Origin of the sequence: Dyella jiangningensis (genome assembly GCF_003264855.1) — a bacterium.
In the GTDB taxonomy this organism is placed as follows: domain Bacteria; phylum Pseudomonadota; class Gammaproteobacteria; order Xanthomonadales; family Rhodanobacteraceae; genus Dyella; species Dyella jiangningensis_C.
The window spans coordinates 610,860-635,084 of sequence record NZ_NFZS01000001.1 but is presented as its reverse complement, the minus strand read 5'-3'; the positions used below and the strand labels follow the sequence as shown (position 1 = coordinate 635,084).

Annotated in this window: 22 protein-coding genes; 8 read left to right on the top strand and 14 right to left on the bottom strand. The window is 66.0% G+C overall.

What is annotated here, in order from left to right; translation table 11 throughout:
- Window positions 1-228: 228 nt before the first annotated feature.
- Entirely contained in the window at window positions 229-2,724 is a 2,496-nt protein-coding gene (locus CA260_RS02775; protein WP_111980916.1) for a penicillin-binding protein 1A, read from the top strand.
- A gap of 64 nt (window positions 2,725-2,788) precedes the next feature.
- A complete protein-coding gene (locus tag CA260_RS02770) occupies window positions 2,789-3,463 on the top strand; it encodes a hypothetical protein (protein WP_111980915.1) in 675 nt (224 codons plus the stop codon).
- Between the two features lie 234 nt (window positions 3,464-3,697).
- Here the strand turns inward: CA260_RS02770 and CA260_RS02765 are convergent, their stop codons facing one another.
- From CA260_RS02765 to rpoZ, 7 genes are all read right to left on the bottom strand, one after another.
- Entirely contained in the window at window positions 3,698-4,993 is a 1,296-nt protein-coding gene (locus tag CA260_RS02765) for a citrate synthase (RefSeq protein ID WP_111980914.1), read from the bottom strand.
- 245 nt (window positions 4,994-5,238) lie between these two features.
- Window positions 5,239-5,484: a type B 50S ribosomal protein L31 gene (locus CA260_RS02760; protein ID WP_038614848.1), complete on the bottom strand. Its 246-nt coding sequence runs from the start codon at window positions 5,482-5,484 to the stop codon at window positions 5,239-5,241.
- 108 nt (window positions 5,485-5,592) lie between these two features.
- On the bottom strand, window positions 5,593-6,519 hold the full coding sequence (locus CA260_RS02755; protein WP_111980913.1) for a nucleoside hydrolase: 927 nt from the start codon (window positions 6,517-6,519) through the stop codon (window positions 5,593-5,595).
- Window positions 6,520-6,759: 240 nt separating this feature from the next.
- Entirely contained in the window at window positions 6,760-8,880 is a 2,121-nt protein-coding gene (gene recG / locus CA260_RS02750; RefSeq protein ID WP_111980912.1) for an ATP-dependent DNA helicase RecG, read from the bottom strand.
- A gap of 80 nt (window positions 8,881-8,960) precedes the next feature.
- Window positions 8,961-9,344 (bottom strand): RidA family protein, encoded by a 384-nt coding sequence (locus CA260_RS02745; RefSeq protein WP_038614840.1) that lies wholly within the window; start codon window positions 9,342-9,344, stop codon window positions 8,961-8,963.
- An 82-nt stretch (window positions 9,345-9,426) separates the two neighbouring features.
- Entirely contained in the window at window positions 9,427-11,592 is a 2,166-nt protein-coding gene (locus CA260_RS02740; protein ID WP_111980911.1) for a RelA/SpoT family protein, read from the bottom strand.
- Between the two features lie 130 nt (window positions 11,593-11,722).
- Window positions 11,723-12,013, bottom strand: a complete 291-nt coding sequence (gene rpoZ, locus CA260_RS02735; RefSeq protein WP_038614834.1) for a DNA-directed RNA polymerase subunit omega — start codon at window positions 12,011-12,013, stop codon at window positions 11,723-11,725.
- 194 nt (window positions 12,014-12,207) lie between these two features.
- Between rpoZ and CA260_RS02730 the strand changes: the two genes are divergently transcribed.
- Window positions 12,208-13,044: an MlaA family lipoprotein gene (locus CA260_RS02730; protein WP_111980910.1), complete on the top strand. Its 837-nt coding sequence runs from the start codon at window positions 12,208-12,210 to the stop codon at window positions 13,042-13,044.
- Between the two features lie 74 nt (window positions 13,045-13,118).
- Here CA260_RS02730 and CA260_RS02725 read toward each other — a convergent pair whose 3' ends face one another.
- The 7 genes from CA260_RS02725 to CA260_RS02695 form a co-directional block, all read right to left on the bottom strand.
- Window positions 13,119-13,424 (bottom strand): STAS domain-containing protein, encoded by a 306-nt coding sequence (locus tag CA260_RS02725; RefSeq protein WP_111980909.1) that lies wholly within the window; start codon window positions 13,422-13,424, stop codon window positions 13,119-13,121.
- Window positions 13,421-14,092, bottom strand: coding sequence for an MlaC/ttg2D family ABC transporter substrate-binding protein (locus CA260_RS02720; RefSeq protein WP_111980908.1), 672 nt, complete (start codon window positions 14,090-14,092; stop codon window positions 13,421-13,423). Before CA260_RS02720 ends, CA260_RS02725 begins: the two co-directional genes overlap by 4 nt.
- A gap of 52 nt (window positions 14,093-14,144) precedes the next feature.
- Complete coding sequence (gene mlaD / locus CA260_RS02715) at window positions 14,145-14,996, bottom strand: outer membrane lipid asymmetry maintenance protein MlaD (protein ID WP_111980907.1); 852 nt, start codon at window positions 14,994-14,996, stop codon at window positions 14,145-14,147.
- 49 nt (window positions 14,997-15,045) lie between these two features.
- Window positions 15,046-15,819 (bottom strand): lipid asymmetry maintenance ABC transporter permease subunit MlaE, encoded by a 774-nt coding sequence (mlaE, locus tag CA260_RS02710; RefSeq protein ID WP_111980906.1) that lies wholly within the window; start codon window positions 15,817-15,819, stop codon window positions 15,046-15,048.
- On the bottom strand, window positions 15,816-16,652 hold the full coding sequence (locus CA260_RS02705) for an ABC transporter ATP-binding protein (protein ID WP_111980905.1): 837 nt from the start codon (window positions 16,650-16,652) through the stop codon (window positions 15,816-15,818). Before CA260_RS02705 ends, mlaE begins: the two co-directional genes overlap by 4 nt.
- A gap of 266 nt (window positions 16,653-16,918) precedes the next feature.
- The gene (gmk, locus tag CA260_RS02700; protein WP_111980904.1) at window positions 16,919-17,551 is read right to left on the bottom strand and encodes a guanylate kinase; all 633 of its coding nucleotides are present in this window, start codon (window positions 17,549-17,551) and stop codon (window positions 16,919-16,921) included.
- The gene (locus CA260_RS02695) at window positions 17,548-18,408 is read right to left on the bottom strand and encodes a YicC/YloC family endoribonuclease (protein WP_111980903.1); all 861 of its coding nucleotides are present in this window, start codon (window positions 18,406-18,408) and stop codon (window positions 17,548-17,550) included. The genes gmk and CA260_RS02695 overlap by 4 nt, the downstream gene beginning before the upstream one ends.
- Window positions 18,409-18,492: 84 nt before the next feature.
- Between CA260_RS02695 and rph the strand changes: the two genes are divergently transcribed.
- The 5 genes from rph to CA260_RS02670 all read left to right on the top strand — a co-directional run bounded on the left by rph (window position 18,493) and on the right by CA260_RS02670 (window position 24,116).
- Window positions 18,493-19,224 carry a ribonuclease PH gene (rph, locus tag CA260_RS02690; RefSeq protein WP_111980902.1) on the top strand — a complete coding sequence of 244 codons (732 nt, stop codon included), beginning with the start codon at window positions 18,493-18,495 and terminating at the stop codon, window positions 19,222-19,224.
- Between the two features lie 4 nt (window positions 19,225-19,228).
- The gene (rdgB, locus tag CA260_RS02685) at window positions 19,229-19,828 is read left to right on the top strand and encodes an RdgB/HAM1 family non-canonical purine NTP pyrophosphatase (protein WP_111980901.1); all 600 of its coding nucleotides are present in this window, start codon (window positions 19,229-19,231) and stop codon (window positions 19,826-19,828) included.
- A 5-nt stretch (window positions 19,829-19,833) separates the two neighbouring features.
- A complete protein-coding gene (gene hemW / locus CA260_RS02680; protein WP_111980900.1) occupies window positions 19,834-21,000 on the top strand; it encodes a radical SAM family heme chaperone HemW in 1,167 nt (388 codons plus the stop codon).
- Between the two features lie 426 nt (window positions 21,001-21,426).
- On the top strand, window positions 21,427-23,751 hold the full coding sequence (locus CA260_RS02675; RefSeq protein WP_111980899.1) for a DUF1631 family protein: 2,325 nt from the start codon (window positions 21,427-21,429) through the stop codon (window positions 23,749-23,751).
- Window positions 23,752-23,756: 5 nt separating this feature from the next.
- Entirely contained in the window at window positions 23,757-24,116 is a 360-nt protein-coding gene (locus CA260_RS02670; RefSeq protein WP_172461702.1) for a PilZ domain-containing protein, read from the top strand.
- Window positions 24,117-24,225 lie beyond the last annotated feature (109 nt).

The following is a 24,225-nucleotide window of genomic DNA, read 5'->3' as shown; positions in this document are numbered from 1 at the left end:
AACGCCCCCACCTGTATCGGAGGGATACGCGACGGCATTAAAACCAAAAATTAATGTAATGGCAACGGCCTACGAGCTTTTTCTCGACTCATTCGCGTGACGGCATCCACACTTGGCCGAAGTCGTCCATGGCCTGCTTTTTGCTGTGACGCGCTCGGTTCATGCCCGAGATACTGCTACATCTATACTCTGAGTTGTTTTGACTCACGTCTCGCAAACACCCAAATCATGCAAATTCTTAAGCGGTTGCTGCGCTGGATCCTGATCCTGGCTTTTACGGGTTTGCTGCTGGGTGTCGCGGCGATCGGTGTGGCCTACTGGCTGATTTCCCCCCGCCTCCCCTCGGTGGCCGTCCTTAAGGACTACCACATGCAGGTGCCCCTGCGTGTGTTGTCGGCCGACGGCAAGTTGATCGCCAGCTTTGGCGAAACCCGCCGTATCCCGGTCGGCATCGGCGAGGTGCCCGAGCGCCTCAAGCACGCCGTGCTCGCTGCCGAGGACGCCAGCTTCTACCAGCACCCGGGCGTGGATTGGCATGGCATCGCCCGCGCAGGCTGGCACGTGGTCGTTTCCGGCGGCGACAAGGGTCCGGGCGGCTCCACCATTACGCAGCAGGTGGCCCGCAACTTCTTCCTGAGCCCGGAAAAGCTCTATTCCCGCAAGCTGACCGAAATCTTCATCGCCCTGCGCATGGAGAGTGAGCTCACCAAGGATCAGATCTTGGAGCTCTACCTCAACAAGATGTTCCTGGGACATCGCTCCTATGGCGTGGCGGCTGCCGCTTCCTACTACTACGGCAAGACCCTGGATCAATTGAGCGTGGCCGAGTGCGCCACCCTGGCCTCCACCTTCCAGCTGCCTTCGGTAGTCAACCCGCTCAACAGCCCCAAGCGCATGATCGCCCGCCGCAACTGGGTGCTCGGCCAGATGCTGGAGAACCGCTACATCAGCAAGGCTGAATATGACCAGGCCATTGCCGAGGCCAACAATGCCTCGCCGCATGAGCCGCCGATCGAGGTCGACGCCCCCTACCTGGCCGAAATGGTCCGCCTGCAGGCTCTGGATCGACTGGGCAATGACGCCCTGACCGAAGGCTACGTGGTGAAGACCACCGTGCTGAGCAGCCGCCAGCAGGCCGCCGTGGATGCGGTCCGCTCGGGCCTGGTCGAATACGACCACCGCCACGGCTGGCGCGGCCCGGAAGCTCACCAGGAGCTGGGCGCCGATGCCAGCAACGAAGACCTGGAACGTGCCCTGGCCGGCTTCACGGATATCTCGGGGATGGAGCCGGGCATCGTCACCGGCGTCGCCGGCGGCGAAACCAGCATCTACCTGGCCAGCCGGGAGACGGTGAAGCTGGGCGCCGAGCAGATGGCCTGGGCTCGTCCCAAGAGCGGCACCAGCCTGCTCAAGCGCGGCGACATCGTGCGCGTGGCGCGCGACGAGAAGGGCAACTGGCAGCTGACCCAGATTCCGGCCGCCCAGGCCGCACTGGTCTCCGTCAATCCCGAGGACGGCTCGCTGCAGGCGCTGGTCGGCGGCTTCAACTTCCTGCGCAGCAAGTTCAACCGTGCGGTGATGGCCGCCCGCCAGCCGGGCTCCAGCTTCAAGCCGTTCATCTACTCGGCGGCCTTCGAGCGCGGCTTCACGCCCGCCTCGATCGTCAACGACGCGCCCCTGGCCCTGCCCGACCCGTCTCGCCCGGGCGGCCTGTGGACGCCGTCCAACGATGACGACAAGTTCGACGGCCCCATCCGCCTGCGCGAGGCGCTGGTGCAGTCCAAGAACCTGGTTTCGGTGCGCCTGCTGGATGCGATCGGCGTGCGCTATGCGCGCGACTACGTGACCCGCTTCGGCTTCAGCCTCGATTCCCTGCCCAGCAATCTCTCGATGGCGCTTGGCACGGCGTCGGTCTCACCGATGAGCATGGCCCGCGGTTATGCGGTGTTTGCCAACGGGGGCTACCTGGTGACGCCATATTTCATCAGCGAGATTGACGACCGCGACGGCAAACCCGTCTATGTCGCCAATCCGGCCCGTGCCTGCCGCAACTGCGCCGAGCGCCTGCTGGACACCCGTCCGCCGGGTCCGCCGCCGCCGGCCGGAAGCGTGGCGGGCCCGGCCAACGCCGTGGCCGTTGCGGGCAGCACCGCGGCCCCGGCGGCGGCGGGCAGCATTGGCGGCGCGATCCTGCCGGCCGACGCCCACGGCGAAGGCGCCCACCCGCCGGCCCTGGCACCTCAGGTGATCGACGTACGCAACGACTACCTAGTCACTTCCCTGATGCAGGACGTGGTGAAGCGCGGCACCGGTGCGGCTGCCATGGCGCTGGGTCGCGACGACCTCGCCGGCAAGACGGGCTCGACCAATGACCACCGCGACGCCTGGTTCTCCGGCTTCAACGGCGGCCTGGTCGCCACCGTGTGGGTGGGTTTCGACGACTTCAGCTCGCTTGGCAAGGGCGAATTCGGCGCCAAGGCGGCGCTGCCGATCTGGATGTCCTACATGGGCTCGGCCCTGAAGGACCAGCCGTCCACGGTCTTGCCGATGCCGCCCGGCATCAGTACGGTGCAAATCGACCGCTACAGCGGCCTGCCCGCCGGCGCGGGCGATCCGAACGCCATGTCCGAGATCTTCAAGGTCGAGGACGTCGACCGACTGCGCAACCAGGCCAACCAGCAGCAGGAGGACCAGGACCAGCAACACGCCTACGACATCTTCTGACCCCCGGGACATCCGTCCCGCCCGCGTTCGCCTGAGCGAACGCCAGCTACCGGGAGGAACAGGTATGGCACGCGGCCAGCACCACCGTATCCACGCGCAGGATCGTCTTCAGCGCAACAGGCTGCGCGTCGCCCAGGAGGCGGCGCGACTGATGAGCGAACACGGCATCCGCGACTTCCATCACGCCAAGATCAAGGCGGCCGAACGCCTTGGCATCCTCGACGCGCAGGCCTTGCCTCGCAACAACGAAATCGAAGACGCCCTGCGCGAGCACCAGCGCATCTTCCACGCCGACAGCCAGCCCCAGCTGCTGCTGGAACGCCGTGAGGCCGCCGCCGAGGCGATGCGCTTCCTCGACCGCTTCGAGCCTCGATTGGTCGGCGCCGTGCTCGATGGCACCGCCGACGCCCACTCCGCCGTCTGCCTGCATCTTTTCAGCGACACGCCCGAATCCGTCGTGCTGTTCCTGCAGGAACGCGGCGTACCTTTGACCCAGCAGACGCGCCGCTTGCGTACCACCCGCGACGAGCAGCGCGAATACCCGGTCCTGTTGTTTGCTGCCGATGGCCTGCCCTTCGACCTCACCGTGCTCCCGCTCGATGCACTGAAACAGCCACCGCTGGACCGCATCGATGAGAAGCCGATGAAGCGGGCTTCGCTGGCGGCCGTGGAGGAGCTGCTGTCATCGGCGGAAAACGACGACGAGTTCGAGCGGATGCTGTCGTCGGTGTTGAGATAAGAAGGCGGCTGGGAGGAATTGCACAGATGTGCACCTCCTCCCGCAACCAACACCAAGCCTCACTGTAGGAGCGCATCCAGTACGCGACCGCAGCGCCAAGGCGACACCTCACGCACAGGCCATCCATCGCCAACGCGTCGCGAGAATGTATCGCGCACTGGGTGCGCTCCTACAAAGGCGGCACAAAAAAACCCCGGCATGGCCGGGGCTTTTTTCGTGTGGTGCAGGAAAAGCTCAGCGCTTGTCCGCCGCCACGTAGTCGCGCACGTCGGCGCCGGTGTAGATCTGGCGCGGACGGCCGATGCGGGCACCTGGGGTTTCGTGCTGCTCGATCCAATGGGCGATCCAGCCGGCGGTACGGGCGATGGCGAACATCACCGTGAACATCTCGGTCGGGATGCCCAGCGCCTTATAGATGATGCCGGAGTAGAAGTCGACGTTCGGGTACAGCTTGCGCTCGACGAAGTAATCATCCTTCAGCGCCGCCTCTTCCAGCTTCATCGCCACTTCCAGCAGCGGATCGTTGATGCCCAGCTCGCCGAGCACCTTGTGGGTCATCTCGCGGATGATCTTCGCGCGCGGGTCGAAGTTCTTGTACACGCGGTGGCCAAAGCCCATCAGGCGGAAGTTGTCGTTCTTGTCCTTCGCGCGCTTGACGGCCGTCTCGACCTTGTCGGCCGTGCCGATCTCCTGAAGCATCTCCAGCACGGCTTCGTTCGCGCCACCGTGAGCCGGACCCCACAGCGCGGTGATGCCCGCGGCGATGGAGGCATACGGATTGGCGCCGGTCGAGCCGACCAGGCGCACGGTGGAGGTCGAGGCATTCTGCTCGTGGTCGGCGTGCAGGATAAACAGCAGGTCCAGCGCCTTGGCAGCGACCGGGCTGAGCTCGAGCGGCTCGCTCGGCACTTCGAACATCATGTGCAGGAAGCGGTCGACGTACTCGAGGTTGTTGCGCGGATAGCGGAACGGCCAACCGATCGAATAGCGGTAGCAGGCGGCGGCGATGGTCGGCATCTTGGCGATCAGGCGGATCGCGGCCAGCTTGCGGTCGTCCGCGTTATCGACGTCGATGTCGTCGTGATAGAAGGCCGACAGCGAAGCGACCGAGGCGGCCAGCATGGCCATCGGATGCGCGTCGTGGTGGAAGCCCTTGAAGAAGTCCTTGAGCGACTCGTGCATCATCGTGTGATGCGTGATGTCGTGCTCGAAGGTCGAGAACTGGTCCTTGGTGGGCAGCTCGCCGTTCAACAGCAGATACGACGTCTCCAGGAAGTTGGACTTCTCGGCCAGCTGCTCGATCGGGTAGCCGCGGTACAGCAGGACGCCCTTGTCACCGTCGATGTAGGTGATGGCGCTCTTGGTGCTGGCCGTGCTGCCGTAACCCGGGTCGTAGGTGAAGTGGCCCGTGTCCTTGTACAGCGTGCCGATGTCGATGCATGCGGGACCGAGCGTGCCGCTGAGCAGGGGAAGCTCGCTGCTGCGGTTGGTCGACTCATCCACCAACTTGACGATCTTGGATTCGGACACGGAAAACCTCCTTCACAAATGGCGTCGCCTGCATGCCGCTCTAGGCGACCGCTGGCGATTAGGGTTGATGTCGCCTTGGGGACAGCGACACCTCGCCGCCCATTATCGCATATCGATCCGACAACATGCCCTAGCGGATGGTCGGATGGTGGACGCAAAAAAACACGGGGCGAGCCTGGGCTCGCCCCGTGTCCACATGCTTGGCTCACACCCGAAACAGCGGTGCGGCGCCAGCTGCCTCGCGCTTACTTCTGCGCGTAGCGACGACGGAACTTGTCGACGCGGCCGCCGGTGTCCAGCGTCTTCTGCTTGCCGGTGTAGAACGGATGGGAATGGCTGGAGATATCCACCTTGATCAGCGGGTACTCGTTGCCGTCTTCCCACTTGACGGTTTCCTTGGTGGCGATCGTCGAACGCGTCAGGAACGCGAAGTCGGACGACAGGTCCTGGAACACCACCGGGCGATAATTCGGATGGGTATCGGGCTTCATGACTGACTCAAAGCGGTGGGTGAAAAGAGCGGCATTTTAACTACAGACCGAAGCCTTTGGCAAGTCGGTCAGTTACTTGGGCCTCACGGGCCGTTTCCGGGCCCTCCCTCAGGCGCCCAAGGCCCGGCGCACCATGGCGCCAAAACGGGCCTGATCCACCTCCATCACGATGCGCGCATTGGGCGCCCGGCCGAGGCGATGGGACCAATCCACCACGGTGGCACCACGCGTCAGGCGCCCATCCATTTCGACCGCCACGTGGCGTTCTTCCATGCGCGTGACGATCGCAGGATCGATCGCCACCGCCATCGCCAACGCGTCGGCCGCAATCACGCCGCGACGCCCGCGCTTGAGGTTGAACGCGCGCGCCGTGCGGAATACCTGTTCGAAGAACGTTGCGCGTTGATCGCCCGTAGCCACCCAGCCATCGAATTCGAGCTGGTCGAAGGCATGACGCAACACCACTTCCCAATCAACCAGATCAAAAGACGGGAACGCCTCGAACACCACATGGGCAGCTTCGGGATCGAAACCGATGTTGAATTCGGCAGGGATGTTGCCGGTGTTGCCCAGGCCGGTCACCGCGCCGCCCATGATCACCAAGCGCTTCACGCGCTGCGGCAGCGAGGGATCGAGGCGCACGGCCAATGCAAGATTGGTGAGAGGCCCCAACGCGACCAGGGTCAGATCGGGACGCTCACGCGTCAGTCGCAGGATCGCCTGCACGGCATGCTCATCGCTGGTCATCGCCTTGGGCTCGGGGAAACCCACGTCGCCGAGGCCATCGGTACCGTGCACGTGCACGGCATCTTCTTCCGGCAGGCGTACCAGCGGGGTCGGACAACCGGCGAACACCGGCGTCGGCATGCCCACCAGGTCCACCAGCGTGCGGGCGTTGCGCACGGTATGACCGAGCCCCACGTTGCCGGCCGCAATCGTCAATCCATGCACATCGGCGTGCGCGTGCGCCATCAGGATGGCGAGGGCATCGTCCACGCCGGGGTCGGTGTCGATCAGCAGTTGCGGCTTGCTCATGAGGTGTCGTCGTCTTGTTTGAACCGTGTAGCTTAGGAGGTTGATCGGTATTGGCAAACCCCGGGTGGGCGCTTACGGGTTTGTGGTGGCGGAGCCGCGTCCGGGGCAGTCTGGGCGCGTTGTACGTGCTTCGCCCTCGTCCGGCCTGCCGACGAGGGGACGAAGATTGGGGACCGGGGCGAACGGCGGTCGCGCGCTGGGTGCGCTCCTACATACGCAAGGGCGCGAAGAGCGCCGCCCTCACGCGTGAGCGTAACGCGCCGCGCCGCCAATCCATCGCGCGATCAATCGTTCCGCCGCCTGCGGGTGCCGCTCGAGCATATCCGCTCCCACCTCCTGCACCGCGGGCAGAAGATGCGCGTCGCGGGCCAGGTCGGCGATGCGGAAACTCAGCTGGCCCGTCTGGCGGGTACCGAGCACCTCGCCGGGCCCGCGCAGCTCGAGATCCTTTTCGGCAATGCGGAACCCGTCGTTGGTCTCGCGCATCACCTGTAACCGCTCGCGTGCGAGCTGCCCCAGCGGCGGCTGGTAAAGCAGCACGCAATTGGAAGCGATGGCGCCGCGCCCTACGCGGCCACGCAGCTGATGCAACTGCGCGAGTCCAAGTCGCTCGCTGTTCTCGATCACCATCAGGCTCGCATTGGGCACGTCCACGCCGACTTCGATCACCGTGGTGGCGACCAGCACGGACAGCTCACCGGCCTTGAAGGCATCCATCACCGACTGCTTTTCCTTGGGCTTCATGCGCCCATGGATCAGGCCGATCCGGCAATCGTCCAGCGCAGCCGACAACTCGGCATGCGCCACTTCGGCCGCTTGTGCGCGCAGTTGCTCCGATTCCTCGATCAGCGTGCACACCCAGTACGCCTGGCGCCCTTCCTGGCACGCGGCATGGATGCGCTCGATGACATCGAAGCGACGCGCGTTGGAAATGGCGATGGTCTGCACCGGCGTGCGTCCCGGCGGCAGTTCGTCGATGGCGGAAACGTCGAGATCGGCATAGGCGCTCATTGCCAAGGTGCGCGGAATGGGCGTGGCGGTGAGCACCAGTTGGTGCGGAACCAGGCCGCTGTCGTGATCCGCGCCCTTGTCGCGCAGCGCCAACCGCTGCTGCACACCGAAGCGGTGCTGTTCGTCGACGATGACCAGGCCCAACTGCGCAAACGACACGCCTTCCTGCATCAGCGCGTGTGTGCCGATCACCACGTGCGCTCCTGACGCAACGCGCGCCAGCGCCTGCTGTCGCGCCTTGCCCGCCACCTTGCCGGCCAGCCACGCCACCTCGATACCCAGGGGCGTAAGCCAATGGCGGAAGTGATGCAGATGCTGCTCGGCAAGCAGCTCGGTCGGCGCCATCAGCGCGACCTGATAGCCCGACTCCACGGCCGCCACCGCCGCGAGCGCGGCGACGATGGTCTTGCCGCTGCCCACGTCACCCTGCACCAGCCGCAGCATGGGTTCCGATTGTGCAATGTCGCCAGCGATCTCGGCCGAGACGCGCTGTTGCGCACCGGTAAGTCCGAACGGCAGTCCCGCCAGCAATCGCTCGCGCAGCGCGCCGGTGCCACGCAGCGACGGTGCATGCCGGCGACGCACGGCTTCGCGCATGCGCTTGAGGCTCAGGTGCTGGGTCAGCAGTTCTTCGAACGCCAGGCGTTGCTGCGCGGGGTGTCGCCCTGTGGTGAGCTGACCGAGATGCGCGTCCGGCGGCGGTCGATGCACGTACAGCAGGGCTTCGCGCAGCGACGTGAGGCCATGCGCCTGGCACAAGGACGGCGGAATCAGTTCGAGCTGCGCATCGGGCGGCAGCAGCGCCAGGGCCTTGGCGATCACGCCGGCGAGCCGCTTCTGGCCCAGCCCCTCGGTGGTGGGATAGATGGGTGTGAGCCGTTCATCGACTTCCGCAGGCTCGTCACCACTGAGCCGCTGGTACTGCGGATGCACCATCTCCAGCCCCTGCGCACCCTGCCGGACCTCGCCGTAACAGAGCAATCGCGTGCCCGGCTGCAGCTGATCGGACTGGCTGCGGCGGAAATGGAAAAAGCGGAGCATCAGCGTCTGGTGCGAGTCATCACCAATCGCAACCTTGAGCTGCGGCCGATAACGAAAACCCCGCTCGACCGCCTCCACCACACCCTCGACCTGTGCCCGCTCGCCGGGGCGCAGATCCGCGATCGCGGTGACCTGCGTCTTGTCTTCGTAGCGCAGCGGCAGATGGAACCAGAGGTCCTGCACACGCTCCAGTCCCAGCCGCGCCAACGCTTCGGCGAGTGCAGGCCCGACGCCCGGCAGCGATGCCACCGGCGTCGCACCGGGGTCGGCAGGCATGACCAGGTTGGAAGAAGCGTGACGCGCAGGCATCGGCAAAGCCTACCCGAGCCGACGCCCGCCGCGCAGCCGGCAACGACTCGCCGGCTGTCGGTGCACGCGAATACGAAGGATCAGTCGAGCACCATGATCGCATCGACTTCCACATCGGCGAGCTTCGGCAATGCCGACACCTCGATGGTGGAGCGTGCCGGATACGGCGCCTGGAAATACTCGCCCATCACTTCGTTGACGGACGCGAAGTGGCCGAGGTTGGTCACGTAGATGCCCACGCGCACGATCTTGTCCATCGAGCCGCCGGCAGCGGCAACCACCGCCTTGAGGTTGTCGAACACACGGCGGGTCTGCAGCGTGATGTCGCCTTCGACCATCTGGCCGGTGGCCGGGTCGAGCGGGATCTGACCGGAGAAGTACACGGTGTTGCCGGCGCGCACGGCCTGCGAATACGGGCCAATGGCGGCCGGTGCCTTGTCGGTGGCGATGATCTGGCGGGACATGAAGTGGCCTCGTGGTTGCACAGGCCGACCAGTCTAGAGCGAGAAGCGCACGATGAGGAGGGACGAAACGCCCCGCCGCCGCTTACAGCGGATAGCGATAGGCACCGCTCACCACGCCGGTACGGCGCACGCGGCGGATCACTTCGGCCAGATGCTTGCGGTTCTTCACTTCCAGCGCGAACAGCAGCGTGGCCGCCGCGGCGTCGCGCTCGACGTATTCCACGTTCTCGATGTTCGAGTTGGCCGCGGCGATGGCCGCCGCCACGGTGGCCAGCACGCCAGGACGGTTGATGACCTCGATGCGCAGCTCGGCGCGGTAATCGCCCTGCACGTCGCGATCCCACTCGATCGCCACGCAGCGTTCCGGCGACTTGCGCAGCTCCACCACGTTCGGGCATTCCACGCGATGCACCACGATGCCCTTGCCCGACGAGAGATAACCGATGATCTCGTCGCCCGGCAGCGGGTGGCAGCAGTTGCCGAAGCTGAGCACGCCGCGTTCGGCGCCGGTGATGCGGATCTTCTCCATCGCGTGCGGCGCCGACTGCACGTCGGACGATTTCTTGCCGCGCGCGGCAACCAGCTGGCCGGCAACAAGGTGCGGCACGCGGTTGCCCAGGGCGATCTCGGAAAGCAGTTCTTCCAGGCGCTTGAGCTTGGCGGTCTCAAGGAAACGATCGAGCACCGCGGGCGGAATCGCATCCAGGCTGGTACCCAGGGCGTCCAGCGCGCGGTCGAGCATGCGATGGCCGAAGTCCACCGCATCTTCGTGCTGCAAATGCTTGAGATACTGGCGGATCGCGGTGCGCGCCTTGCCGGTGACCACCGATTCCAGCCATGCCGGGTTCGGTACCGCCGACGGCGCGGTGATGATTTCCACCAGCTGCCCCGATTCCAGGCGCGTGCGCAGCGGCACCAGCTTCTTGTCCACGCGCGCGGCCACGGCGTGGTCGCCCACGTCGGTGTGCACGGCATAGGCGAAATCCAGCGCAGTCGCATTGCGTGGCAAGGCCAGGATGTCGCCGCGCGGCGTGAACAGGTAGACCTCGTCCGGGAACAGGTCGATCTTGACGTTCTCGATGAACTCCGACGACGAGGCCGTGTGCGCCTGGCTGTCGGCCAGCGAGGACAGCCACTCGCGGGCGCGTGCCTGCGCGCTGTTCGCCGGGCCGGAATCGGTCTTGTACGCCCAATGCGCAGCCACGCCGCGCTCGGCCACCGAGTCCATTTCCGCCGTGCGGATCTGCACTTCGATCGGCGCGCCGAACGGCCCGAGCAGCACGGTATGCAGCGACTGGTAGCCGTTCGCCTTGGGAATGGCGATGAAGTCCTTGAAGCGGCGATCGACCGGCTTGTACAGGCTGTGCACCGAACCCAGCGCCATGTAGCAGCTCATCGCCGAATCGACCACGACGCGGAAGCCATAGACGTCCATCAGCTGCGCGAACGTCTTATGCTCGCTGCGCATCTTGGAATAGATGCTCCACGGCGACTTGATGCGGCCCACCACGCGCGCCGTGATGTGCTCGGCCGTGAGGCGCGTGGACAGCGCCGTCTCGATCTTGCCCATCGCCTCGCGACGGTTGCCGAGGGCGGCGCGGATGCGCTCGCTGATGACGCGGTAACGGTCCGGGTACAGCGCGCGGAAGCCCAGGTCCTGCAGCTCCGCCTTGAACTTGTTCATGCCCAGGCGCTGCGCGATGGGCGCATAGATCTCCAGCGTTTCGCGCGCGATGCGGCGACGCGACGGAGCATCTTTCGCCCCCAGCGTGCGCATGTTGTGCAGGCGGTCGGCGAGCTTGATCAGGATGACGCGCAGGTCGCGCGCCATGGCCAGCAGCATCTTGCGGAAGCTTTCGGCGTCCGCCTCCTGGCGGCTGGAAAAGCGCATCTTGTCCAGCTTGGTGACGCCGTCGACCAGCTCGGCCACGGTCTCTCCGAACTCGCCGGAGAGTTCCGTACGGCTCAGCGCCGTGTCTTCCAGGGTGTCGTGCAGGATCGCCGCGATGATGGTCTCGGCGTCCAGGCCCAGCTCGGCGAGGATGCCGGCCACGGCTACGGGATGCGTGATGTAGGGCTCGCCGCTCTTGCGGGCCTGGCCCTCGTGGGCCACGGCGCCCACTTGGTAGGCGCGGACCACGCGTTCGACCTGCGGCTCCGGCAGGTAGGCCACGCGCTCTTTCAGGGCCAAAACGTACGGCGGTAGCGTCGACGTATCCGGGGTAGAGGAATCCGTGACGGCCGGCATGGATGGTCGGTCCCCGCTCAGGCGACCGCCTCCATGCGTTTGGAAATCAGGCCGACGGCTACTTCAGCACAGCGCAAAGCACCGGACATGCCGGCACTCGGGAGGCGCTGTCTACAGCCACCGCCATCCATCAGTCGTCTCCGCCCTTGGAGAGGTCGTCGTCCACTTCGGCGGCTGCCCATTCCAGGGCTTCGCGCTCGGCGCGTTCGCGCTCGGCCTTGTCGATCTCGTCGATGGTGGCCTGGTCGATGCGGCGGTCGGCGATTTCGCGCAGGGCGAGCACGGTCGGCTTGTCGTGATCGGGATTGACTGCCGGCTCGGCACCCTTGGAGAGCTGGCGGGCGCGCTTGGTCGCCATCAACACCAGTTCGAAGCGGTTGTCGACCACCTGCAGGCAGTCTTCGACGGTAATGCGGGCCATCTGAAATCCTTAGAGAATAAAGCGACTTATCGCGTGTCAGTGTAGCCAGAGGCTGCTTTGCTGGCAATGCAGCAAACCGTAGAATGCGCGGTTCAGCCGGCCTGCAGCCGCTCCCCGAAACACTGCAGGGGGCTGTACACAATAAAAAACCAGCCAGTACAATATTCTACTTACCCCTAGGACCGTTGCCAGCGATGCCGTCCGCCCTCCTCCCAATCCTCAAGCGCAGCCTTCCCTTGGTTGCGATCACCCTGCTGGCGGGCTGCACCATCGCCAAGCCGCGTACCGACGATCCCTACGAGAAATTCAACCGGGACATGTACGCGTTCAACGACTCGATGGACAAGGCGATCATCCGGCCGGTCGCGGTGGGTTACCGCAAGGTGACCAATCCGCCGGTGCGCCGTGCCGTGAGCGACTTCTTCACCAATATCCGCATGCCGATCACGGTCGCCAACGACCTGCTGCAGGCGCGCCCGATGCAGGCGGCGCAGAGCACGGGCCGCTTCCTGGTCAACCTGACCCTGGGCATCGGCGGCTTCTTCGACCCGGCCAGCCAGCTGGGCATCCCGCTGCAGGATACGGATTTCGGCATCACCCTGGCGCGCTGGGGCGTGCCGGAAGGCGGCTACCTGGTGCTGCCGTTCGTCGGCCCGACCACGGCCCGCGACGTGTGGCGCCTGCCGGTGGACAGCTACTTCTTCGACCCGCTGAGCTATTACTCGCGCAACCACGACTTCGAGTACGGCCAGGAGTACCTGCCTGAGCTGTTCTACCTGGTGACGCTGCGCTCGCGCGGCATCGATGCGGAGAGCTTCCTGCAGTCGGCCTACGACCCGTACGTGTTCATGCGCGACGCCTACCGCCAGCAGCGCCTGTATGAGCTGTACGACGGCAACCCGCCGGCCGAGATCATCGAGCAGATGCAGGGCCTGAAGGACAAGAACTTCGATCCCGACGAACTGCTGGAAGAGCAGCATTCCTGGGAGAACAAGCAGCCGGAACAGGGAAAACAGCCGATCAAGAACTGATCGCCGCTTCTCCCAAACGCAGCAAAGAAAAGGGGCCCGAAGGCCCCTTTCTCTTGTCCGCGGATGGCCTGGCGTCAGGCCATCAGGCCTTCCACTTCACACACGCTGGCGAGCAGGTGCATGCCTTCGGGCATGTTGCGCACGGTCAGCGGACGGCCCCGCTCGGCGGCTTCCGACAGCACCGCCAGCACGCAGGCCAAGCCGGCGCTGTCGCTGCGGGTGACGCCCGACAGATCGAGCACCCGGCGACCCTCGCGCGCCACGGCGGCTGCCATCACGTCCAGTGCCTTCGCGGCGTTGGCGAAGATGAGCACGCCCGACACGCGTACGGTGTCGGGTGTGATGTCGTCGACCTGCATGGGCGCGGCGGCGTCGCTCATGACTTGCCCTTGGTGTCCTTTTCCATGGTTTCCAGCGCCTTGGAGCCCTGGGTTTCCAGGTTGGTGGTCAGCTGGTCGATGCCGACCTTGCGGATTTCCGCGTCCACCTGGTTGCGGTAGTTGGTGACGTAGGAAATGCCTTCGATGATCACGTCGTAGGCCTTCCAGCTGCCGTCACGCGACTTGCGGAAGGCGTAGTCCACGCCGACGGTCTTGCCGTCGTCCAGCACCACCTGCGTGCGCACCACGGTGCGCTTGTCGTTGAGGTCGCCGGAGAACGGCAGCACCTTCACGCGGCCGCGGGTGTAGTTGAGCAGGCCTTCCGCGTAGCGATGGGTGATGGAGTTGTAGAACGCCTTGGCGAAGCGCGCGCGCTGCTCGGGCGTGGCCTCGCGGGCGTGCTGGCCCAGCACCAGAATCGACGCGTAGTCGATGTCGAAGTGCGGCAGGAACACATCGTCGATCACGGCGATCAGCTTTTCCTGATCGTTCTTCAGCTGCTGCTGGTGCCCTTCGATGGCACTGGCGAGCTGGTCGGCGATGACCTGCACCACCTGCTCGGGCTGCTGCTGGGCGCCGGCCGTGGCAGGGGCGTTCTGGGCGAACGCCGGGGCGGCGATCGCGCCGCCGAAAGCGATGGCGGTGGCAAGGGCCAGGCTACGCAACATGGGGTGACTCCTGATGATGATCCGGGGGAATATCGGGACGTGACGCGCTGACTCAATGCTTGCTGTCGCCGTCGGCAGGCTTCTTGTCGCTGGGCGAACCGCTGACCAGGAACTTGCCGATGAGATCTTCGATCTGCAGCGCCGACTGGGTGAGCACGAGCTCGTCACCGTCCTTCAACATGTCCGGCGAACCGCCGGGCTGGATCGCAACGTACTGTGTGCCGATCAAACCACTGGTGAACACCGCGGCGGCCGAATCGTCGGGGATCTGGCTGTACTTCTTGTCGATGGACAGGCTCACCTCGGCATCCAGCTTGACCGGGTCGGCCTGCACCGCCTTGACGCTGCCGATGGCCACGCCGGCCATCTTCACCGGCGCGCCGACCGACAGCGCGCCGATATTGGTGAAGCGCGCCTTGACCGTATAGCTGCCGGACAGGTTGTCCGCGGCGCCACCGGCGCCGAAGAACTTGCCCAGCATCTCTTCCAGCTGCTGCGCCGGGCGGGTCAGCGACAGGGTGCCGCCGTCGGCCAGGGCCTTCTTCGAGTTGCCATATTGCAGTCCCACGTACTGGTCGCCGAGCAAACCACTGGTGAAGATGGTGGCGACGGTGTCTTCGGGGATCTTGTCGTAGCGCTGGTCGATGGCCAGTTTCACGTCGGCCGTTTCCTTGCCCGGATCCAGATTGATCGACTGCACCTGGCCCACACGCACGCCCGCGACCTTCACCGGCGCACGCGCCTTGAGCTGGCCGATGTTGGCGAAGTGCGCCTCGACGGTGTACGTCGGCCCGCGGCTGGTATTGACCACCGAGGTGGTCTGGGTCGCGAGATAACCGAGCGTAGCGAAGCCAAGCACGATGAACAGGCCGGTGCCGACGGCGTAGGAGGGTCTCTGGCTCACGGCACGATCCTCAATGAAAGGTTGATGGTGAATTCGGTCATGGCGGCGCTCACATCAGGAAAGCGGTGAGCACGAAGTCGAGCGCCAGGATGGCGATCGACGAGGCGACCACGGTACGGGTGGTGGCATAGGCCACGCCCTCGCTGGTGGGCGGCGTGGTGTAGCCCTGGAACACGGCGATCAGCGAGACCACGATGCCGAACACCAGGCTCTTCCACAGCACGCCATTGATCACGTCCTTGCCCACCTCGACGGTGGCGGTCATGTTCGACCAGAAGGTGCCGTTGTCGATGCCCAGCCAGGTGACGCCCACCAGATGGCCGCCGAAGATGCCCATCGCGCAGAACACGCAGGTCAGCAGCGGCATGGCGATCATGCCGGCGAGGAAACGCGGCACCACGACGTAGGCGATGGGGTCGACCGCCATCATCTCCATCGCGGCGATCTGGTCGGTGGCGCGCATCAGGCCGATCTCGGCGGTCACCGAGGTGCCCGCGCGGCCGGCGAACAACAGCGCCGTAACCACTGGCCCCAGCTCGCGGTAGATCGCAATGGCGACCACCGTGCCGGTGGCCGAGGTGCCGCCGAAGATCGACAGCACGTCATACAGCTGCAAGCCCAGCACCATGCCCACGAACAGGCCGCAGACCATGATGATGATCAGGCTCATCGCGCCGACGAACCACAGCTGGCGGATCGTCTCGCGGTAGTGGCGCAGGCTCTGCGGAATGGCCGCCACTAGGCGCAGCAGGAACAGGCCGCAGTTGCCGATCTGCTCCAGCGAGCGCACCACGATGTTTTCGCGGTTCAGGGTCAGGCTCATGCGCCCCTCCGTGGGAAACCGAGCGAGCTCGCGTAGTCGTCGGCGGGATACTGGAACGGCACCGGGCCGTCGGCCTCGCCGCCGAAGAACTGCCGTGTCCACGGTGAGCCGTCATGGGCGATGGTCTTCGGATCGCCCTGGGCCACGACCTTGCCGTTGGCGATGAGATAGATGTGGTCGGCCACCTGCTTGATCGCCTCCAGCTCGTGCGCCACCAGCACGCTGGTGATGCCCAGCGTCTCGTTGAGCGTGCGGATCAGCTTCAGCACCTGGTTCAGGGCGATGGGATCGAGGCCGACGAAAGGCTCGTCGTAGAGGATCAGCATCGGGTCGAACACGATGGCGCGGGCCAGCGCGACGCGGCGCGCCATGCCGCCCGAGAGCTCCGACGGCATCAGGCCGGCCGCGCCACGCAGGCCCACGGCCTGCAGCTTGGTCAGCACGATATTGCGGATCAGCACTTCCGGCAGTCCGGTGTGCTGGCGCAGCGGGAACGCCACGTTCTCGAACACGTCGAAATCGGTGAGCAGCGCGGAATTCTGGAACAGGTAGCCGATGCGCTCACGCAGCTCGAACAGCTTCTCGCGTGAGAGCTTCGACACGCTGTGGCCATCCACCCATACCTCGCCCGCATCGCCGTGCATCTGGCCGGTGATGTGCTTGAGCAGGGTGGTCTTGCCGGTACCGCTGGGCCCCATGATCGCGGTGATCTTCCCGCGCGGGATATCCAGGTCCAGCGCGTCGAACACCTTCTTGCCATTGAGCACCGTGGTCAGGCCACGGACGCGCACCAGGGCGCTGTCGTCGGGCTTGGCACTAACGGAGTCGGTCATGGGCAGGCTGCGGGCGGGAGAAAGGCGCCACGTTAGCTGAATACCCGTATGAAGGCCATGCGCCGCCCGCCCCGTCGCTCAGGAATCGCTAACGGAACAAGACCTTGCGGAGGCGAAGCTTGCTGTAGGAGCGCACCCGGTGCGCGAAAAGCCGACGGAGCGGTGATGCGGTGATGCGAAGTGCTGCCGCGAGAACTACGAACTGAGACATGCCGTCACGCCGCGGTCGCGCACTGGGTGCGCTCCTACAGAAGAACGGCCACCTTTCAGGCCAGCAGCTCGGCAATCAACGCTTCATGCCGCCGCCACTGCAGCTCGCTGCGCTGGCGCACGGCATGCACGATGGCCTGCAGGTCGCTCAGCGCCACGTCGAAGTTGTCGTTGACGATGATGTAGTCGAACTCGTGCGCATGCGCGATTTCCTCGCGCGAATTGTGCAGGCGACGGGCAATGACCTCGGGACTGTCCGAGCCGCGGCCACGCAGGCGGCGCTCCAGCTCCGTGCGCGACGGCGGCAGGATGAACACGCTCACGCAATCGGGCTTGGTCTTGCGGATCTGCCGGGCGCCCTGCCAGTCGATTTCCAGCAGCACGTCGCGCCCCTGCGCCAGCAGCGTGTCCACCGTGGTGCGCGAGGTGCCGTACAGGTTGCCGTGCACTTCGGCATGCTCGAGGAAGATGCCTTCGGCGATCTCGCGCTCGAATTCTTCGCGCTCCACGAAGAAATAGTGACGGCCGTACTGCTCGCCAGGACGTGGCGGACGCGTGGTGTGCGAGATCGACAGCGAGATGGCCGGTTCGCGCTCCAGCAGCGCATTGACCAGGGTGGACTTGCCCGCGCCCGAGGGCGCGGCCACCACGAACAAGGTGCACTCGGCGCTTGGCGTGGCGGTATTCATTCGATGTTCTGCACCTGTTCGCGCATCTGCTCGATCAGCACCTTCAGCTCCACGGCCGCATTGGTACTGCGCACGTCCACGGCCTTGGAGCCCAGCGTGTTGGCTTCGCGATTGAATTCCTGCATGAGGAAATCCAGGCGACGGCCCACGGCTTCCTTGGTGCCGAGCACGCGGCGGGTTTCGGCGATATGCGCGGTGAGCCGGTCGAGCTCCTCATCCACGTCGCTGCGCGTGATCTGCAGTACCAGCTCCTGCTCCAGGCGGCCCGGATCGGCGGGCTGCTTGATATCGGCCAGGCGCGATTCCAGGCGCGTGCGCAGGCCCTCGCGAATCTGCGGCATGAAACTGCGTACGTCGGCCACGATGCGTTCGATCGCGTCGAGACGGTCCTTAAGCAAGTCGGCCAGCTTGGCGCCCTCGCGCTCGCGGGTGGCGGTAAGCGCATCGAGCGCGCGCTCCAGCACATCGAGCAAGGCGGCCTGCAGTACGTCCTGGTCCACCTCGGACTGCTGCAGCACGCCGGGGAAGCGCAGCAGTTCGGTGAACTCGATGTTCATGCGCGGGAAGCGGGCTTCCAGATCCATCGCCAGCTCGGACAGCCGCGCCAGCGTCCCTGCGTTGACCTGCAGCGATTCGCTGCGCGCTTCGCCCCGCAGGCGCACGGTGATGTCCACCTTGCCGCGCGAAAGCCGCGCCGCGATGCGTTCGCGCAGGGCCGGCTCGAACATGCGCAGGTCATCCGGCAGGCGCGGGCTGAGCTCGAGGTAACGGTGGTTGACCGTGCGCAGCTCGCAGCTGAGGTTGCCGGCGGGGCCGGTCGCCTCGGCGGAGGCATAAGCCGTCATGCTGCGGATCATGGGGAGCGCCTGCGGAACGAAGGAAAGGGCGCAATGGTAAACTTTCCCGCCCTGGCTTGCCCAATCCTTAAGGCCAACGCGTCCATGAGCTCCCCCAGCCGCCCCAGTGGCCGCGCCAGCGACCAGCTGCGCACCGTCACCATCGAACGTCATTACACCCGCCACGCCGAAGGCTCGGTGCTGGTCTGCTTCGGCGATACCAAGGTGCTGTGCACGGCCAGCATCGAAGACCGCGTGCCGCCGTGGCTGCGTGGCAAGGGCGAAGGCTGGATCACCGCCGAGTACGGCATGCTGCCGCGCGCCACCAATACCCGCATGCAGCGCGAAGCCGCGCGCGGCGGCCAGGGCGGGCGCACCATGGAAATCCAGCGCCTCATCGGCCGCAGCCTGCGCGCCTGCGTGGACCGCCAGGCCCTGGGCGAACGCGTCATCACGCTCGATTGCGACGTGATCCAGGCCGATGGCGGCACCCGCACCGCCGCCATCACCGGCGCCTACGTGGCGCTGGTGGATGCGGTGAACGTGCTGATGAAGCGCGAGAACCTTCGCCGCAACCCGGTGGTCGGCGCCGTGGCGGCCATTTCGGTGGGCATCTACCAGGGCGTGCCGGTGCTCGACCTGGACTACGCCGAAGACGCCAACTGCGACACCGACATGAACGTGGTGATGAACGACGGTGGCGGCTTCATCGAGGTCCAGGGCACGGCCGAAGGCCATGCGTTCCGCCGCGAGGAAATGGACGCCATGCTCGCCCTCGCCGAAAAGGGCATCGGCGAACTCGTCATCGCGCAGCGCACCGCGCTGGAAATGGCCTGACCGCATGTCTCCCATCGTTCTCGCCAGCAGCAACCCCGGCAAGCTCGCCGAATTCAACGACCTGCTCGCCGACAGTGGGCTCCATGTCATGCCGCAGTCGGCTTATGGCGTGAGCGACGCCGAGGAGACGGGCCTTACCTTCGTGGAGAACGCGCTGCTCAAGGCGCGCCACGCGGCACGCATCAGTGGGCAGCCGGCGCTCGCCGATGACTCCGGCCTGTGCGTGGAACACCTGCGCGGTGCGCCGGGACTCTATTCGGCCCGCTACAGCGGCACGCATGGCGACAACAAGGCGAACAACGCCAAGCTGCTGCATGAGATGAAGGACGTGCCCACCGGGCAACGCGGCGCCTTCTTCATCTGCGTGCTGGTGCTGCTGCGGCACGCCGACGACCCGGCGCCGCTGATCGCCGAAGGCCGCTGGCATGGTCGCGTATTGACCGAGGAGCGCGGCGCGCACGGCTTCGGCTATGACCCGCTGTTCCTGCCCGATGGCGAGGCGGTGAGTGCGGCCGAACTGCCGCCCGGCATGAAGAACCGCATCAGCCACCGTGGCCGCGCCTTGGCCGAGCTTCGCCAGCGCCTGGCTGCACCACACGTCTGAACACCATGCCGCTGATCGCACCACCGCTGTCGCTGTACGTCCACATGCCGTGGTGCGTGAAGAAATGCCCCTACTGCGACTTCAACTCGCACGGCGTGAAAGGCGAGCCGCCGCCGTATGCCGAATACGTCGACGTGCTGCTTGCCGACCTCGATGCCGATCTCCGCGATTTCGGCAGCGCCGCGCTCGGCCGCCCGGTGCACAGCATCTTCTTCGGGGGCGGTACGCCCAGCCTGTTCGCGCCGGAGCTGATCGACCGCTTTCTCGATGGCGTGCGGGAGCGCCTGCCGCTGGTCGACGCCGCCGAGATCACGCTGGAGACCAACCCGGGTACGGTCGAACACGGCCGTTTCGACGGCTATCTGGCAGCAGGCGTGAATCGCCTGTCGTTCGGCATCCAGAGTTTCGACGACGACAAGCTGCGTCGCCTGGGCCGTATCCATTCGGCCAGCGAGGCCGAGGCGGCGGTGAAGTCGGCGCAGGACGCGGGCTACGCCAACATCAACCTCGACCTGATGTACGCGCTGCCACAACAGACGCTCGATGGCGCACAGGCAGACGTGACGCGTGCCATCGCGCTGCAACCGACGCACGTCTCGCACTACCAGCTCACGCTGGAACCCAACACGGCATTCGCGGCGAACCCGCCGCCGCTGCCCGATGACGATCATTCGTGGGCGATGCAGGAGGCCTGCGAAGCGCAGCTCGCTGCCGCCGGCTACGGGCAGTACGAAATCTCCGCCTATGCCCAGGCGGATCGTCGTTGCGTGCACAACCTCAACTACTGGCGCTTCGGGGATTACCTCGGCATTGGCGCCGGCGCCCACGGCAAGCTGACCCGCACGGAAAACGGCACGGTCCACCGCCGCTGGAAGACGCGGCATCCCAAGGCGTACCTGGCCGCTGGCGGCCATGCCGGACGTATCGGTGGCGATGGCCCGGTGGCGGTCGACGAGTTGCCGTTCGAATACATGCTCAATGCGCTGCGGCTGATCGACGGCGTACCGCTCGCCGATTTTGCCGAGCGCACCGGTGTGCCGATGGAGCGCATCGCGCCCGCACTCGCATCGGCACGCGAGCGCGGCTGGCTGGTCGAAGGCACCGCGCGGCTGCAGACCACGGCGCTCGGCCAGCGCTTCCTCAACGACGTGATTTCGACCTTCCTTGACTGAGGGGCCGCCCGGCTCGGTCCAAGCCCAGCCTCGGGGATGCACAGCGCTTCAAGTCACGCCGGCGCTACGCCCAAGCACCACCTAACAGTGCCGAGGAGGCCGGCTCCAACGGGACCGACCAACCGGCCGCTGTAGATGTCTCGCGCGTGGACAGCACGATGGACACCCGGTGCGGGATCGAGCCTTCGAGCGGCGACGCGTTGCGTCCGCGTTGTCCGTGGCTCCATCGAGGACCTTTTTCCGACGGCCTGTAGGCACCCGCGGGCCGCCGGGTCGTCGTCAGCGCGGCCGATGTTTACCGCACTGCGTCACGTTTTGCCCATCTGGCCGATTCCCCCGCCTGGCCTCCCCCATCCAGCCGATGGCAGCGCCCAGCTCGGGGACCCTACACTCGGGTCACTCCGGGGGGAACTTACAGGGTCTGTCATGGATGTCGAACAGCAGGGTCGACGTCAGCCGTTTGCATTCGATCGGGACGCGCGTCCCGACAATGCCGAGTGGTCGCCGCGCGCGCGCCGCTTGATCGAAGAAACCCATGCCTTGTGCGTCAGCTGGCTCGAAGCGCCGCTGCGGGCGTGCCTGTTCGATGTCGAGCAACGCCTGTACTCGCGGGCCGAGCGCTCGCGCAACAACCTCGAGCAACAGCGCTGCCTGTTCAGCCGGCAGCTGCTGCAGCAGCAGCGTCCGTCGCTGGAACGCCGCTTTCTCGAGGGGGTGCGCGCGCATTTCAGCCGGCTGGGCGCCGTGGCCGCCTCCGCCCAGGAGCAAGCGCTGGTCCATCGTCCGCTGGAACTGCTTGACCAGGCGGAGCATGACCAGAACGTCGCCGTGCAGACCCTGGTCGCTCGTGGCGAAGCGCGACATGGACCGCCGCTGTTCGAACTCGGCTATCGCTTCGCGGTGCTGGTGAGCCAGCCGCCGCTGGAGGGCGAGCATCTGCCGCTGGGTCCACAGGCGCTGGCCTCCGCGTTTCGCGAGGGCGGAAAGGCGCTGCAGGATTTTCCCGTCGACCACCATGTGCTGATGCTGCAGAGCTTCGACACCGCGGTGGTGGGTGCACTGGGATCGCTGTACGACACGGTCAACGAACACCTGCGCGCCGACGGCATCCTGCCCCAGCTGCGCGCCTTTCCTGCAGCGCCACGCATGCAGGCCGAGCGGCCGCCGCGCGGCGGCGTAGCCGAGAACACCCCCAACAACGTGGTGCGCCAGGCGCCCCCGCCGGCGGCGAGCGCATCGCCTCATCCGGCACCGGGTCGCAGCGACAGCATCGCGGTGCTGGACAATCTGCGCGAAATGCTGGCGCAGCATCGCGCCGGCCAGGGCGCATTGAGCTACCAGCCTAGCGGTCGACCGGCCACGCCGGAGGAGCTGCAGCTCGCGCTCGATGCGCTGCAGCTGCATGTTTCCGACGTGGCCGACCACGCGCGTCGCGAGCTGCGCAGCGCGCACGCCTTGCGCGAAGAACTGCTCACCCAGCTCAATACGGGCAAGCCCGTCGGCGCGCACCAGACCCACCTGTCCGACGAGCAGGGCGACACGGTGGAGCTGGTCGCCATGCTGTTCGAGCAGTTGGGCCATCAACTGCAACACGACGGCAGCGCGCATTCCCTGCTTGGCGACCTGCAGCTGCCGTTATTGCGCATGGCGGTTGCCGACAAGGGTTTCTTCAACCAGCACGAGCATCCCGCGCGAAAATTGCTGGGCATGGTCACCGAGGCGGCCAACGATTGGCTCGACGTGCCCGACGGCGATGTCGATCGCTCGCTCGCCGCCAAGCTCAACCAGCTGGTGGAACGCGCACGCCGCGAGCCGCCGAGCACCGGCCTCTACACCAGCCTGCTGGCAGACATCGAACATCACCTGGGCCTGCTCAACCGCAAGGCGCAGATCGCCGAGCGACGCCAGGTGGAAGCCATGCAGGGCCGCGAGCGACTGGAGCAGGCGCGCCGCCGTGCGGCCGACCTGATGACCGAGCGCTTCGAGCGCTGCAACCCTCGCGGCCTGCTGCGCACGCTATTGGAGCGCGCGTGGTCCGACGTGCTGGCGTTGACGCTGCTGCGACACGGCGAAAACAGCGAAGCGTTCGCGCTGCGTCTGCGCATCACCGATCAGCTGCTCGGCCAGCAGCCGGTGGCCGACCAGGGCCTGCTGCAGTCGGAGGTGGAATCGGGCCTGCAGCAGATCGGCATGCATGCCGAAGAAGCCGTGCAGGTCGCGCAGCGCCTGTTGGGCATTTCCTCCTCGGCGCCGTCCGCCAGTGCGAGCGCGAAGCCGAACGGGAATGCGACTGCCAACGACAACATCGCCACGGCGACGGAACTCGCGCTCAAGCTCAAGCAGCATCAGCGACTGGGCGAACACGCCGCGCAGGAAGCGCCCGCGGCTGCCCCGGCGCATCCGCCGGTGCCTGCCTCGCCCGAATCTCCCGAGCGCCGCATCTACCAGCGCCTGCGCCAGCTGCCGTTCGGAACATGGTTCGAATTCATCGATCCCAACAGCGGCCGCGTCACGCAACGCAAGCTCGCGTGGTATTCGCCGGTATCCGGCAATGGCCTATTCGTGACGCGCCGGGGCCTGCGCGACGAGGAAGTCTCCCTGCAGCACCTTGCCCATGAGATGGCGTGCGGACGCGTGCGCGAAATGGCCCAGATGCGCGAGAACCTGCTCGATCGCGCCTGGCAGGCATTGACCAGCCATCTCCGCCAAGTCACCCGTCCGGTGACGACCTCGCCGCGGCAGGGAGGATGATCGGCATGAGCGAAAACATCGCCTCCATCGACCAGCGCCGCGCGCAACGCAAGCGAGCCAACTTCACGGCCGTCGTCACCGATGTCATCAGCGGCCAGCCCATCGGTCATCTCGGCAACCTCTCCGCCAACGGCATGCTGCTGATCAGCGCCCGCCCGCCGCGCAGCGAGGCGATCTATCAGGTCAGCCTGTCGCTGCCCGGCCTGGGTAGCGCGCCACAATCCATCGAAGTCGGGATCCAGGAGCAATGGCACGAAGCCGCCGCCAGCCCCGGGCAGGTCTGGGCTGGTTATCGCATCGTCGCCATTGATGAATCCGATGCGGCCCTGCTGGATGCGTGGCTGGAGCAGCCGGATAGGTCGTGAGGGGTTGATCGCTTTTGTGTGATGGGCGGGGCGTGGTGATCTTCGTAGCGCCATGGAAAGGCGTATCGTTCGATGCTTCCGCGAGCACCCGCCACTCTCCCGGCCCTCT